This window comes from Kitasatospora saccharophila, from assembly GCF_039529925.1.
Taxonomy (GTDB): domain Bacteria; phylum Actinomycetota; class Actinomycetes; order Streptomycetales; family Streptomycetaceae; genus Kitasatospora; species Kitasatospora saccharophila.
In genome coordinates this window covers 178,169-191,652 of record NZ_BAAANS010000002.1, presented here as the reverse complement: position 1 = coordinate 191,652, position 13,484 = coordinate 178,169, and the positions used below count along the sequence as shown (strand labels likewise).

General features: G+C 74.3%; 11 protein-coding genes. 5 read left to right on the top strand and 6 right to left on the bottom strand.

All coding sequences use genetic code 11. From position 1 onward, the window contains the following. Positions 1-115 precede the first annotated feature (115 nt). The 3 genes from ABD345_RS02665 (at position 116) to ABD345_RS02655 (ending at position 5,559) form a co-directional block, all read left to right on the top strand. Positions 116-1,051 (top strand): DegV family protein, encoded by a 936-nt coding sequence (locus ABD345_RS02665; protein WP_344550036.1) that lies wholly within the window; start codon positions 116-118, stop codon positions 1,049-1,051. A 736-nt stretch (positions 1,052-1,787) separates the two neighbouring features. Then, complete coding sequence (locus tag ABD345_RS02660) at positions 1,788-2,432, top strand: ComEA family DNA-binding protein (RefSeq protein WP_344550035.1); 645 nt, start codon at positions 1,788-1,790, stop codon at positions 2,430-2,432. Between the two features lie 322 nt (positions 2,433-2,754). Beyond that, positions 2,755-5,559, top strand: a complete 2,805-nt coding sequence (locus ABD345_RS02655; protein ID WP_344550034.1) for a ComEC/Rec2 family competence protein — start codon at positions 2,755-2,757, stop codon at positions 5,557-5,559. A gap of 176 nt (positions 5,560-5,735) precedes the next feature. On the opposite strand, the gene ABD345_RS02650 is transcribed toward ABD345_RS02655, so the two are convergent. Then, positions 5,736-5,999 carry a hypothetical protein gene (locus ABD345_RS02650; protein WP_344550033.1) on the bottom strand — a complete coding sequence of 88 codons (264 nt, stop codon included), beginning with the start codon at positions 5,997-5,999 and terminating at the stop codon, positions 5,736-5,738. A gap of 159 nt (positions 6,000-6,158) precedes the next feature. Here ABD345_RS02650 and holA point away from each other — a divergent pair, with 159 nt between their 5' ends. Then, positions 6,159-7,154 (top strand): DNA polymerase III subunit delta, encoded by a 996-nt coding sequence (gene holA, locus ABD345_RS02645; protein ID WP_344550031.1) that lies wholly within the window; start codon positions 6,159-6,161, stop codon positions 7,152-7,154. Between the two features lie 52 nt (positions 7,155-7,206). On the opposite strand, the gene ABD345_RS02640 is transcribed toward holA, so the two are convergent. From ABD345_RS02640 to ABD345_RS02630, 3 genes are all read right to left on the bottom strand, one after another. Beyond that, positions 7,207-7,854, bottom strand: coding sequence for a hypothetical protein (locus tag ABD345_RS02640; protein ID WP_344550030.1), 648 nt, complete (start codon positions 7,852-7,854; stop codon positions 7,207-7,209). A 603-nt stretch (positions 7,855-8,457) separates the two neighbouring features. Continuing rightward, a complete protein-coding gene (rpsT, locus tag ABD345_RS02635) occupies positions 8,458-8,721 on the bottom strand; it encodes a 30S ribosomal protein S20 (RefSeq protein ID WP_344550029.1) in 264 nt (87 codons plus the stop codon). Between the two features lie 219 nt (positions 8,722-8,940). Continuing rightward, complete coding sequence (locus tag ABD345_RS02630; RefSeq protein WP_344550028.1) at positions 8,941-9,246, bottom strand: antibiotic biosynthesis monooxygenase family protein; 306 nt, start codon at positions 9,244-9,246, stop codon at positions 8,941-8,943. Positions 9,247-9,349: 103 nt separating this feature from the next. Here ABD345_RS02630 and lepA point away from each other — a divergent pair, with 103 nt between their 5' ends. Then, the gene (gene lepA / locus ABD345_RS02625) at positions 9,350-11,218 is read left to right on the top strand and encodes a translation elongation factor 4 (protein ID WP_344550027.1); all 1,869 of its coding nucleotides are present in this window, start codon (positions 9,350-9,352) and stop codon (positions 11,216-11,218) included. 68 nt (positions 11,219-11,286) lie between these two features. Here the strand turns inward: lepA and ABD345_RS02620 are convergent, their stop codons facing one another. Continuing rightward, the gene (locus ABD345_RS02620; RefSeq protein ID WP_344550026.1) at positions 11,287-12,357 is read right to left on the bottom strand and encodes an NAD(P)/FAD-dependent oxidoreductase; all 1,071 of its coding nucleotides are present in this window, start codon (positions 12,355-12,357) and stop codon (positions 11,287-11,289) included. 81 nt (positions 12,358-12,438) lie between these two features. Next, on the bottom strand, positions 12,439-13,395 hold the full coding sequence (gene sigJ / locus ABD345_RS02615) for an RNA polymerase sigma factor SigJ (RefSeq protein WP_344550025.1): 957 nt from the start codon (positions 13,393-13,395) through the stop codon (positions 12,439-12,441). Between the last annotated feature and the right edge of the window lie 89 nt (positions 13,396-13,484).

Here is a 13,484-nt window from a genome sequence, read left to right as displayed (position 1 = left end):
CGCGTCATGGTGCGGTCGCTCTCCGTGTGCGGAGAAGTTACCCGGCCCATTCCGGGCCAAACCATCGAATGACGACCGCTGTCATCCCGGCCCGGTGGCGGGTAACCTCCGGCTCATGCCCGGCCACCTCGCACTTGTCACGGATTCCACCGCGTATCTGCCCCAGGAGGCGGTGGACCGGCACCGGATCCGGGTGGTACCGCTCAGCGTCGCGGTGGGTGACGAGGTCTTCGCGGAGGGCGTCGAGATCTCCCCGAAGGACGTTGCCGAGGCGCTGCGTTCCAAGCAGCGGGTGACGACCTCCCGTCCCAGCCCCGAGACCTTCGCCGCCGCTTACTGGGCGGCCGCGGAAGCCGGTGCGCGCGGCATCGTCTCGATCCACCTGTCGGCCGAGCTCTCCGGTACGGCGGAGGCCGCCCGGCTGGCGTCCGCGGCCGTGCCGATCCCGGTCCGGGTGGTCGACAGCCGGCTCGTCGGCATGGCGCTGGGGAGCAGCGTCCTGGCCGCGGCCGAAGCGGCCGTGGCACTGGACGAGGCCCGCGCCGGATCGGAGTCCGACGCCGCCCCCGCGGGGGAGGGTGGAGTGGACGCCGGCGCCACCGAGGCGGACCTCGACCTGGTGGTCGCCGCGGCCGAGAACCGGGCAGCCGGTACCGCGGGCTTCTTCTACGTCGACACCCTGGAGCACCTGCGGCGCGGAGGCCGGATCGGAACGGCCCAGGCACTGGTCGGTTCCGCGCTGGCGGTGAAGCCGCTGCTGCACCTGGCCGGGGGCCGGATCGAACCGCTGGAGAAGGTCCGCACGGCCTCCCGGGCGATCGCCCGGCTCGAAGAGATCGCCGTCGAGTACGCCGGGCGGCAGCCGGTCGACGTCACCGTCCACCACCTGGCCGCCACGCACCGGGCCGAACCGCTGGCGGAACGGCTGCGGGAGCGGATCCCGGGCCTGAAGGAGCTCTACGTCAGCGAGGTCGGCGCGGTCATCGGGGCGCACGTCGGCCCCGGTCTGCTGGCCGTGGTGATTTCTCCGATCGTCGCATCGTCGCACTGAACTCGGCCGGATTCACTCGTCCGAGCGACAGGAGTTATCCACAGGCCCGAGTTGTCCACAGGGGCGGACGAATTCTCCGACGGTCCGCCGGCATCGATCTACTGTCCTCGCCATGAGGACCATCACCACACCCCAGACCCGTCGGCGCCAGGCAGGCGAGGCCGTCCGAACCCGCCTCGGCCGGCTCCTCCCGGCGGATCCGTCCAACGACTCCGACCTCTTCGACGCGTCCATCGAATGCGGCGCCGATCCCTCACCGCCGACGCGACCGGCGTGCGGAGCGGAGACCGGCCCGGACGGACAGTCGGAGCCCGAGCGTGGCACCTCCGGATCCACCGAGCCGCTCCGACCGGAGGGAACGGTGGAGCGGGAGCCGGAGGCAGTGCCCGATCCGGTGCCGGAGGCGGCGCCCGGGCCAGGGCTGTCGCCGACCGCCGGCCCGCCGTCGGCACTGTCGTCTTCGAGCGTCCTCGCGAGGTATGGCGCGGCCGCGCGTTGCGTTCGTCCGGCAGGGCCGCCACCGCCCAGCACCGGTGAAGCCGGTGCCTCCGGCCGCAGGAGAGCCGTTTCGCCGTCGGAGCGGGACCCGCCCGCAGCGGCGACCGCCCCGGACGGGACCGCCCAGCCGGAGCGCCCCGTGACACCCCGGTTCCCGCCTCCGGTACCGGACCGGCCCGATGCGTCGTCGGACCCGGAAAACCCGCCCGAACCCCCGTCCGCCCCGAAGCCCGCCACCGTGCCCCACACCACTCCGCCGAGACTCCCCCTGCGGCTGCGCCTCCCAGCCGCGTTCGCCCTCGACCGCCGGGCCGTGCTCGGCCTGACCGTCCTGCTCGTCCTCGCCACGGGCTACGCCGTCCAGCACTTCTGGCTCGGCCGGCCGCACCCCGTGCCCGTCCCGGCCATCGCCATGGCCGAAGCCGTGTCCGACCGGACCGCGGAAGGAGCGCCACCACAACAACCGACCGATCCGTCCCTCGTCGTCGACATCGCCGGGAAAGTCCAGCACCCCGGCCTGCGAACCCTCCCCGCGGGTTCACGGGTCGCCGATGCCCTGGCGGCCGCCGGCGGACCGCTCCCCGGGGCCGACACCAGCCTCCTCAACCTCGCCCGCCCGCTCACCGACGGGGAGCAGATCCTCGTGGACACCGGCCAGGCGCCCGGTGGCGTGGCCCCGACCGGGCCCACCGGCCCGGTGAGCCTCAACCACGCGGGCGCGGACCAACTCGATTCGCTCCCCGGGGTGGGGCCCGCACTGGCCCAACGCATCCTCCAGTACCGCCTCACCCACGGCCCTTTCCAGTCCATCGACCAACTCCGCCACGTCCCCGGCATCGGCGCCCGGAAGTACGAAGACCTCAAACCGCTCCTGACTCTCTGACCCGCCGGCCGACCGCCTCTCCGGCCGTGCACACCCGGAAGCACGGGGAACCGCCCTGACAAGCGGCAGCGCGGAACCGTGCCCCTGCGGAGAAGGCGCCCCTGCCGCCCGCACCCGCGCTCTGTCCTGGCCCGCCCCGCGGGGCGCGGCCGCCGCGACAACACCGCCCACGACTCGGAGGCCGCCCCTGGAACCGGACCCGCCGATCGGCACGACCTGAGCAGGCCCCCGCGCCGAGTGCAACACCCCTGCGGAGAAAGGACTTCGAAGCCTTTCGCACGCCGTCCCGACCCCGCCCGCGTCGATGAGAGGAGGAGCCCCGATGCCGGTCACACCAACCGCCGTCCGCCACCGGACCGACTACCGGCTCCTCCTGCCGGCCTGCACCGCGTGGGCCGTCACCGCCACCGTCCTCGGCCTGGCCCCGGACCGACACCCGGCAGTGCTCGCGGCCGCGCTGGTGGCTGCCGCAGTCTCCCCGGTCCTGCTCCGGGGCGGCGGCACCCGCCGCAAGGCCCACCGCCTGGCCGCCGCCGTCCTGCTGACCGCCGCCACCGCGGCCACCACCACCGTCCTGCACACCGCCGACCTGCACCGGGGCCCGCTACCCGCGCTGGCCCGCCCACCCGTCCCACCTACCGCCGCACCGTCCGTCAGGGCGGGGCCGCGGGCGGATGGCGACCAACGGGACACGGCAGAGCAACCCCGGAAGGAGGACACCGCAACTCCCGAGATCACCGTCGAGTTGACCGTCACGGGCGATCCGAAACAGCACGGCCCGCACACCCGGGGCAGCTCGCTGTCCCGGCCGACCCTGACCGTTCCGGCTCTGGTCACCGAAGTCCGGGCCGCCCCCGCCCGCCTCGGCGGCCCCGCCCCGCCGCCCATCGCCACCCGCACACCCGTCACCCTGCTGATCCGGTCCCCGCAGGACTACCCGTGGCAGCGGCTGATCCCCTCCACCGGTCTGGAACTACGGGCGGAGGTGCTGCCGGAACAGCCACCGGCGGCAGGCCGAGCGGGAAGGGTCGGCACCGACAGTGCGGCGCTGCTCGTCCCGCAGGGGCTGCCGCGGATCACCGACCGGCCGAACCTTCCGCAGCGCCTCGCGGCCCAGCTGCGAAAGGGGCTCCGCGACGCCTGCGACCACCTGCCGCCGGACGTTCGCGGGCTGCTCCCCGGGCTGGTGGTGGGAGACGTGTCCAGACTGCCCGACGACCTGTCGGACGCGTTCCGGGCCACCGACCTCGGCCACCTGGTCGCGGTGAGCGGCGCCAACCTGGCGATCGTCCTGGCCGTCCTGGTCGGTGGTGCGCCGAGCGAGCCCGACGCACCCGGTCGCGGCGGCCTGGCCGGGCTGCTGGGCCTCTCGTTCCGCACCACGGCGCTGTTCGGAACCGTGCTGACGCTGGCGTTCGTCACCGTCTGCCGGCCCGACCCGAGCGTGCTCAGAGCCGCCGCCACCGGGCTGATCGGACTGCTCGCCCTGGCCACCGGCCGCCCCCGGCGAGGGGTGCCGGCGCTGGCCGGAGCGGTGCTGGTCCTGATCCTGGTGGACCCGCACCTGGCCCGGTCGTACGGGTTCCTGCTCTCCTCACTGGCCACCGCCGGGCTACTGGTGCTCGGCCCGAGGTGGACGGCGGCGCTCCGGGCGCGCCGCTGGCCGCACCACCTGGCCTCGGCGGTCGGCGCCACCGCCGCGGCGCAGGCGTTGTGCTCACCGGTCACCATCCTGCTCGCACCCCGGGTCAGCCTGGTCGGGGTGCCGTGCAACCTGCTGGCCGAGATCGCGGTGGCCCCCGCCACCCTGCTCGGGTTCGCCGCGCTCGCGATCGCACCGCTCTGGAAGGGAGCGGCGGAGTTCCTGACGGACCTCGCGGCACTGCCGGCCGGTTGGCTGGTCGCCGTCGCACGGCGCGGTGCGGCGCTTCCGGGAGCCGAACTCGGCTGGCCCGCCGGGCCGTTCGGCGCGGCCTTGCTGGTCGTGGTGATCGTCTCGCTGGCCTGGTCGGTACCGCCGCTCCTGGCGGGTCACCGTGCCCGGGGGCGGAGGACCAGGGCACTGGTCGCGCTCGCTGTCGCCCTGGCGCTGCCGTTGGTCCTGCTGCGCCCGGCACCGGTCGTCCGACTGGCGACCGGCTGGCCCGCGCCGGGCTGGCGGATGGCGATGTGCGACATCGGTCAGGGCGACATGACGGTCCTGTCCGTCGAACCGGGGACCGCCGTGGTGGTGGACGCCGGGCCGGACCCCAAGACGGCCGACGCCTGCCTGCGCAGCCTCGGGGTGACCAGGGTCCCCGTGCTGATCCTCACCCACTTCCACGCCGACCACGCGGAGGGCATCCCCGGGGTCCTGCGCGGCCGGTCGGTCGGATCGATCGAGGTGACCGGCTCGGGCGAGCCGGACGGTGAGCGTTCCCGGGTGCTCCGCTGGGCGGCAGCCGGCGGCGTCCCGGTGGTGCGCGCACAGCGCGGCGAGCGGCGCACCGCCGGAGCGGAACTGGCGTGGGAAGTCCTCTGGCCCGCCTCGCCGTCGGCGCCCGGGGCCGAGGGCCCGAACAACTCCAGCATCGCGATCCTCGCCCTGCTCGGCCCGCCCGCCGCCGCGTTGCGGGTCGCCCTGATCGGAGACCTGGAACCCCCGGCCCAGGCCGCGTTGCTGGCGCTCGGCGCGCTGCCACGGCCGCCGCCCCGGGCCGGGGCCCCGGCCCGGCAGTCGGAGCGCGGGGCGGCCGGCGGCGGACCGACTCCCGGGGACGGAAAGGAGGCTGACCGTGTGGTACCTGCGGAGGAGGCCGGGAACGCCGGGCGGAGCACGGGCCCGAGCGGGCCGGGGCCGCCGCAGGGGACGGGCCCGCCGCGGGTGGGGAGGGTGGACGTCCTCAAGGTCGCGCACCACGGATCGGCGAACCAGGACTGGGCGTTGATGGCCGCGTTCCGGCCGCGGCTGGCCCTGATCTCCTGCGGGGTGGGGAACCCGTACGGGCACCCGGCGCCGCAGACCGTGGCCGGGCTCAGGGCGCTGGGTGCGACGGTGGTCCGGACCGACGACTCCGGGGACATCGCTGTCCTGGGCGACTCGCGGACCCTCGCGGTGGCGACGCGTTCGCGCTCCGGCCACGGCTGAACGGTCGCGCGGGAGCGGGCCCGGCGATCGGCGGCGGACAGCGGGGAGGCCCGCTGGGTGCGGCCCGGGGCCGGTACGGAAACGCCCGCCCGAGCGGGTGGGGTCACCTCGTTCGGGCGGGACCAAGGGGTGTCGAAGAGGAGGGAGTCAGCGGACGAGGGGAGGAGGGGAGGGCGTCAGCCCTGCTCGCGCCAGCCGTCCTGTTCGGCGACCAACTGGTCGAGCTCGGTCAGCAGTCGGGCGGTCCAGCCCTCGTCCTCGGGGGCCTCGACCACCACCAGCCACTGGGCGTCCTCAGCGTCGTCCTCGCCGGCGAGGGAGTCCCGGACCACCTCGACGTCACCCAGTTCGGGCCAGCGCGCACTCAGCTCCTCGGCGACCTCCTCCGCCGCATCGCGGTCGGGGAGGACGAGCAACTGACGGTCATTGTTCTCGATCACGTCATCATTCTCCCCAGCCCCGCACCCGGTACGGAATCGGCCCCGCTTCCCGGAACCGACGGGCGGGTGCGGGCGGGCAGGGCGCGATGGGGAGGGGAGCCGGCGAGGAGGAGCCGGGGTGCGGAGGGCTGTCGGCGCGGCGTGCGATCCTGGTAGGCGATGGCCAGGAAGAGTGCACCCGACGACCTGCTCGCCCCGCTGACCGTTGCGGTCGGCCAGGAGGAGCTGCTGCTCGACCGCGCGGTCGCCGAGGTGGTGGCCGCGGCGCGGGCGGCGGACCCGGAGACGGACGTCCGGGACCTCCCGCCGGGGGGCCTGCAGCCGGGCCAGTTGGCGGAGCTCACCACGCCCTCGCTCTTCGCGGAGCGGAAGGTCATCGTGGTCAGGGCCGCGCAGGACCTCTCGGCCGACTCGGTCAAGGAGGTCAAGGCGTACCTGGAGTCGCCCGCCGAAGAAGTGATCATGGTGCTGGTGCACGCGGGCGGCGCCAAGGGCAAGGGACTGCTGGACGCGGCGAAGAAGGCGGGCGCCCGGGAGGTCGCCTGCGCGAAGCTGACCAAGGCGAACGAGAAACTGGCCTTCATCCGCAACGAGTTCCGCACCCTGGGGCGGGCCGCTAGCCCCGAGGCGTGCCAGGCGCTGCTGGACTCCCTGGGCAGCGACCTGCGGGAACTGGCCGCCGCCTGCAGCCAGTTGACCGCTGACGTCGAGGGGCCGATCGACGAGACGGCGGTCGCCAAGTACTACAGCGGCCGCGCCGAGGCGACGGGCTTCGAGGTGGCCGACCTCGCGGTGACCGGCCGGGCCGCCGAAGCCCTGGAGCGGCTGCGCTGGGCCCTGGCCGTCGGCCAGCCGCCGACCGGCATCACCTACGCGCTCGCCTCCGGCGTCCGCAGCATCGGCCGACTCGCCTCCGCGGGCCGCAACATGCGGCCCGGTGACCTGGCGCGCGAACTCGGCATGCCGCCCTGGAAGGTCGACCGGGTGCGCCAGCAGATGCGCGGGTGGACCGGTGACGGGGTGGCCGCCGCCCTGACCGCCGTCGCCGAGGCCGACGCCGCGGTGAAGGGCGGCTCCGACGATCCCGCGTACGCGCTCGAACGCGCCGTCGTCGCCGTCGCCCGCGCCTCCCGGGCCGGGGCCCGCCCCTACTAGGGCCCGCCCGACCGGGCACAGCCGGGCCGTTCGGGCGGCGTTCAGGCGGCGTTCAGGCGGGGGAGCCGCCGAGGCCGCGCAGTATGTCGCGGGTGTCGCTGACGAGGGCGCTGCGGACCAGGTCGAGGTCGGGGGCGGCCGTCCGGCCGTCCAGGTAGGAGCCGGACCAGCCGGCGTAGCAGGTCATGCCGCCCTGCCGGACGTACAGGACCTGGGTCAGGTAGTGCCGGCCGGTGTCGCCGCGGTCCGGGTCGTCCAGGTAGCCGAGGTACGCCTCGTCGCCGAGTTCGGCCACCGGGCTGATCAGGTAGTGGCGTTGGGCCAGGCCGTCGCGCTGGGCGCCGAACTCCGGGCGCGGGTCGACCTGGTGGTGGAGCTGCACCTGGAGGTAGAGCGAGTAGTGCTCCGAGTCGCCCCCGGCCTTCTGGCGGTACTGGCTGCAGTACATCTCGTCCAGCACCCGGTGGCGCGTCGTGTAGTGGTACGGGCTGCCGGACGGGGACGGGTACAGCCGGGCGAAGGCGGGCAGCGCGGCGGTGGCGCACAGGTCGTCGGCGGCCCGGTAGCCGGCCGGCGCGGGGGCGGCGGGGCGGCCGAGGACGCCGCGCACCAGCGGCGGCAGGGTCAGTACGGCGGCCGACCACACCGCGGAGGCCAGGACCGCGCCGCCGACGCCCCACCACACCCCGCGCCCGCGCACCCGTCGCCGCCCCCGCCCGGCCCGCCCGGTCCGTCCGGCCCGACCGCCCCCGCTCGACGTGGCGCCGAATCCGCCGGCCCGCCCGGGCAGCACGGGGGCGGGGCCGTAGCCGGTGCCGGGAGCGGGTCCGTACCCGGGCGAGGGCGGCGGGGGCGGAGACGGCGGTGGAGTCGGCATCGTTCCCCTGCGTAGTCGGACGGGCACGGAAGGTGCCACGCACCCTACCGCCGCCGTCCGGCCGGAGCCGATTCCGCGCGGGTGCGCGGGTTGACGCCCGTCACCCGTTCACCTGAACCCGGGGCGGGGGAGGGGGCAGAGGGGCCGGAAACGCCGACTGCCCGCCCGGGAGGCCCGGGCGGGCAGTGGGGGTGAGGTCCCGGGGTCGGGCGCTCTCACCGTGGAGCTGGTGTACCGCACCCGCGTGGCGAACGCAGGCCGCGTGCGGTACGGATCGTGCGGCTCACCGGGATCCGGGTAGAGGGCCGGGGTCTCCGGGAGCGGGTGGTCGGCGGTAGCGGGTAGAGGGCCGCGGGTTCACGCCGACCGGGGTGGTGCCGGGAGCGGCACCGGGTGCACGGCGGGGCCGTGCGGGAAGAACCTGGATCAGGCGGCGGCGTTGACGCGCTTGGTGATCGCCGACTTCTTGTTGGCGGCCTGGTTCTTGTGGATGATGCCCTTGCTGACGGCCTTGTCGAGGGCCTTGGAGGCGGCGCGGGCGAGCTCGGTGGCCTTCTCCGACTCACCGGCGGCAGCGGCCTCGCGGGCCTTGCGCAGGGCGGTCTTCAGCGAGGACTTGACGGCCTTGTTGCGCAGGCGCGCCTTCTCGTTGGTCTTGTTGCGCTTGATCTGGGACTTGATGTTCGCCACGAAAGAGCCTCAGTCTGTGTGAATCGACGTGAATCGACGGGTAAACGGGTCGCACCCCGGTACCCGCTCGGGCCTGCTGAGAGGGCATGCCGAGGGCGGAGTGCAGCGCCCCACGCTACCAGGGCCGCAGCGGTCGGCCCAAACCGGACCGCCGGGCCCCGCGGTCGACGGTCCGCCGGCCGGCTGCCCGCACCCGCCCGGCCGCGCACCCGCCGGCCGTCAGGCGGTGAGCAGCGGCTCGCCGTAGTGCTCGACGGTCGGGAACGGGTCGTAGAAGCGGTGCAGCAGTTCGCGCCAGCGCCCGTACTCGGGGGAGCGGCGGAAGCCCTCGGTGTGGTCCTCCAGGGTGTCCCAGCCGACCTGCAGCAGGAAGCGCGAGCTGCTGCCCGCGTCCAGGCAGCGGCGCAGTTCCAGGGAGCGGAAGCCGTGCTGGGCGGCGATCAGGGGGCGGGCCTCGGCGAAGGCGGCGAGGAAGGCATCCTCCTGGCCGGGGAGGACGTCGAGCAGGGCGCTTTCCAAGATCATGGGGGGATCCTCCCGCACACCCGATCGGGCGGGAAGGACCGAGGGCCGTTCGGCATGGGAGGATGGGCGGAACCATATTGATCGGATCAGAAATCGGACCAAGGTGCCCGCGACCCCCAGCAACGTGCCAGAGCCCAGCCGTACTGACCCGGCGGTGATCCGCAACTTCTGCATCATCGCCCACATCGACCACGGCAAGTCGACGCTCGCCGACCGGATGCTGCAGATCACCGGCGTGGTGGACCCCCGGCAGATGCGCGCCCAGTACCTCGACCGGATGGACATCGAGCGCGAGCGCGGCATCACCATCAAGTCCCAGGCCGTCCGCCTCCCGTGGGCGCCCAGGTCCGGTGAGAACGCGGGTACGACGCACATCCTCAACATGATCGACACACCCGGCCACGTGGACTTCACGTACGAGGTGTCCCGCTCCCTCGCGGCCTGCGAGGGGACCGTCCTGGTGGTCGACGCCGCCCAGGGCATCGAGGCGCAGACCCTCGCCAACCTGTACCTGGCGCTGGAGAACGACCTCACGATCATCCCGGTGCTCAACAAGATCGACCTGCCGGCCGCCCAGCCGGAGAAGTACGCCGCCGAGATCGCGCACATCATCGGCTGCGACCCGGCGGACGTGCTGAAGGTCTCCGCGAAGACCGGCCTCGGCGTCGAGGACCTGCTCGACCACGTGGTCGAGAAGATCCCGGCCCCGGTCGGCGTCAAGGACGCCCCGGCCCGCGCGATGATCTTCGACTCGGTGTACGACGCCTACCGCGGCGTGGTCACCTACGTGCGAGTGGTGGACGGCCAGCTCACCAAGCGCGAGCGGATCGCCATGATGTCCACCGGCGCGACCCACGAGCTGCTGGAGATCGGCGTCATCTCGCCCGAGCCGAAGGTCGCCGACGGCCTCGGCGTCGGCGAGGTGGGCTACATCATCACCGGTGTGAAGGACGTCCGGCAGTCCAAGGTCGGCGACACCATCACCTCGCAGCACAAGGGCGCCACCGAGGCCCTCGGCGGCTACAAGGACCCGCGCCCGATGGTGTTCTCCGGCCTCTACCCGCTGGACGGCTCGGACTACCCGCTGCTGCGCGACGCGCTGGACAAGCTGCGGCTGAACGACGCCGCGCTGGTCTACGAGCCGGAGACCTCGGTCGCGCTCGGCTTCGGCTACCGCTGCGGCTTCCTCGGCCTGCTGCACCTGGAGATCATCCGGGAGCGGCTGGAGCGCGAGTTCAACCTCGACCTGATCTCCACCGCCCCGAACGTGATCTACCGGGTGATCATGGAGGACGGCACCGAGCACACCGTCACCAACCCGAGCGAGTTCCCCACCGGCAAGATCGCCGAGGTGTACGAGCCGGTGGTGCGCGGCACCATCCTCGCCCCGAACGAGTTCGTCGGCGCGATCATGGAGCTCTGCCAGTCCCGCCGCGGCACCCTGCAGGGCATGGACTACCTCTCCGAGGACCGGGTGGAGCTGCGCTACACCCTCCCGCTGGCCGAGATCGTCTTCGACTTCTTCGACCAGCTGAAGTCCAAGACCCGCGGCTACGCCTCGCTCGACTACGAGCCCATCGGCGAGGAGTCCGCGAACCTGGTCAAGGTCGACATCCTGCTGCACGGCGACGCGGTGGACGCGTTCTCCGCGATCGTGCACAAGGACAAGGCGTACAACTACGGCGTGATGATGGCCGGGAAGCTGCAGAAGCTCATCCCGCGCCAGCAGTTCGAGGTGCCGATCCAGGCCGCGATCGGCTCCCGGGTGATCGCCCGCGAGACGGTCCGGGCGATCCGCAAGGACGTCCTCGCCAAGTGCTACGGCGGTGACATCTCGCGCAAGCGCAAGCTGCTGGAGAAGCAGAAGGAAGGCAAGAAGCGGATGAAGATGGTCGGCCGGGTGGAGGTTCCGCAGGAAGCCTTCATCGCCGCGCTGTCGACGGACGCGGAGGCCCCGAAGGAGAAGAAGTAACTCCGGGGCAGCACGACGGCGGTGGGCCGGTTCCCCCTCCCGGGAGGGGGAACCGGCCCACCGCCGTTTCAGCGCAGCGACAGCGGCAGGCCCTTGACGATGCCCGCCTTGACCAGCCGCCCGGCCGCGCCGGTCAGCACCCGGGGCCGCATCGAGTCGTCGCCGTGGATCAGCTGCACCAGCGCCTCGCCGCGCCCCAGGCTCAGGCACTGGATGGCGTACCGGAACGCGAACGGCTTGCCGGTGCGGCCGGTGAGCAGCTTGGCCAGGTAGCGGCCCTGCGGCATCGCGGTGGCGCAGGCCATCCGCAGTTCGCCGATGCCGGGCACCTCGACGGCGGCGGCATCGCCGACCACGTACACCTCGGGGTGCGAGCGCGAGCGCAGGCGGTCGTCGACCAGGGCGCGGCCGCGCGCGTCGACGGCCAGGCCGGAGTCGGCGGCCAGCGGGTGCGGCTCCATCGAGGCGGCCCACACCACCACCTCCGCCGGGACCTCCCCGTCCTCGCAGGTCAGCCCGGCCGCGCTGACGGCGGTGACCCGGCGGTGCTCGTCGACGCGCACCCCGAGGCGGCCGAGCACCGCCAGGACGTGCGCCCGGCCGCGCTCCGACAGCCAGCCGCCGACCGGGCCGGAGGCGACCAGCCGGACCTGCCGGGCCGGGTACGCCTCGGCCAGCTCGGTGGCCAGTTCGATGCCGGTCGCCCCGCCGCCGACCACGGCCAGCGTCCCCGCCCCGGGGGCCCCGGCCAGCCGTCGGCGCAGCTCCTCGGCGCGCTCCGCCGAGTACGCGTGTTCGGCCACGCCCGGCACGCCGCCCCAGGCGGTGCGGCTGCCGAGCGCGTACACCAGGGTGTCGTACCCGATCCGCTCGCCGTCCTCGGTGCGCACCTCGCGGGCGGCCAGGTCGAGTTCGACTGCCCGGGTGGCCCGGTGGACGACCCGGCGCCCGCGCAGCACGTGGGCGATCTCGGGGCGGGCCACCCGGCGGCCGGCGGCGATCTCGTGCTGCCGGACGCGGTGGCCGAAGCGCTGCTCGGGGGCGATCAGGGTGACCCGGTCCGGCCCGCGGCCGATCCCGGCGGCGGCGGACAGCCCCGCGTAGCCCGCGCCGATCACCACGATGTGCTTGCCGGTCATCCCGTCCTCCTCCGTGAGGCCGCCGGTGGCGGTTCTGGAAGGGGGACGGGGCGGCCCGCCGGAGTGTGACCGTGATCCGGGTCACAGCTCCCGGAGGTGGCCGAGCTTCTCGGGGTTCACCATCACGTACGCGGCGGTGATCAGGCCGTTCTCGACGGTGAAGGCCATCACGCCGCCGACCGTGCCGGGCGCCGCGTACCAGACCGCGCCCGGTTCGCCGTTGACCACCGCGGGCAGCAGCGGGTGCTCGGCGTCGATCCAGCGGGTGGTGAGCTTGCGCAGCAGCCGGGAGACGTGGAGCGCGCCGAGCACCGGGCGGCGCACCGCGTTGACGATGCCGCCGCCGTCGGCGTGCCAGGCCACCTCGGGGTCGAGCAGCGACAGCAGCGCGGCCAGGTCGCCGCCGGTGGCCGCGGAGGTGAAGGCCGCCACCACCCGGTGGTGCTCGGCCGGGTCGACCGGGCCGCGCCGGCCGCCGTCCCGGATCCGGCGCCGGGCCCGCGAGGCGAGCTGCCGGGCGGCCTCGGGGGAGCGGTCCAGGGCGGGGGCGATCTCGTCGAAGCCGACCGCGAACACGTCGTGCAGCACGAACGCGGCCCGCTCGGCCGGGGTCAGCTGCTCCATCACCGCCAGCATCGCCACCGACACCTGCTCGCCGAGTTCGGCCAGCTCGGCCGGTTCGGCGGGGGCGGCGGCGCCGGCGGTGGTCAGCACCGGCTCCGGCAGCCACTCGCCGACGTACGCCTCCCGGCGGGCCCGGGCCGAGCCCAACTGGTCGTAGCAGAGCCGGGTGACCACCGTGGTCAGGTACGCGCGCGGGTCGGCGACGTCCGAGCGGTCGGCGGACTGCCAGCGCAGCCAGGCGTCCTGCAGCACGTCCTCGGCGTCGGCGACCGAACCGAGCAGGCGGTAGGCGACCGCGCCCAGGTAGCGGCGCTCGGCCTGGAAGGCGGCGGCCGCGACGGCCGCGACGGCCGCGGGGTCGGCGGGGGCGGTCACGGCGGGGTCGGCGGCGTCGGCGGCGTTCTGATCGGGCACCCGGCCACCGTAGCGCGGCGAACGGCGGCCGCGGCAGCCGGTGCTGACCCCGGGTCAGGAAGGAGCCGGGGGAGGCCCGCCGCAGCGAA

Bases quoted from the DNA above. Each gene is read 5' to 3' on its own strand.
- ABD345_RS02655 (WP_344550034.1), top strand. From the start codon at position 2,755: ATGCCGGTCACACCAACCGCCGTCCGCCACCGGACCGACTACCGGCTC.
- ABD345_RS02665 (WP_344550036.1), top strand. From the start codon at position 116: ATGCCCGGCCACCTCGCACTTGTCACGGATTCCACCGCGTATCTGCCC.
- ABD345_RS02630 (WP_344550028.1), bottom strand. From the start codon at position 9,246: ATGATCTTGGAAAGCGCCCTGCTCGACGTCCTCCCCGGCCAGGAGGAT.
- ABD345_RS02620 (WP_344550026.1), bottom strand. From the start codon at position 12,357: ATGACCGGCAAGCACATCGTGGTGATCGGCGCGGGCTACGCGGGGCTG.
- holA (WP_344550031.1), top strand. From the start codon at position 6,159: ATGGCCAGGAAGAGTGCACCCGACGACCTGCTCGCCCCGCTGACCGTT.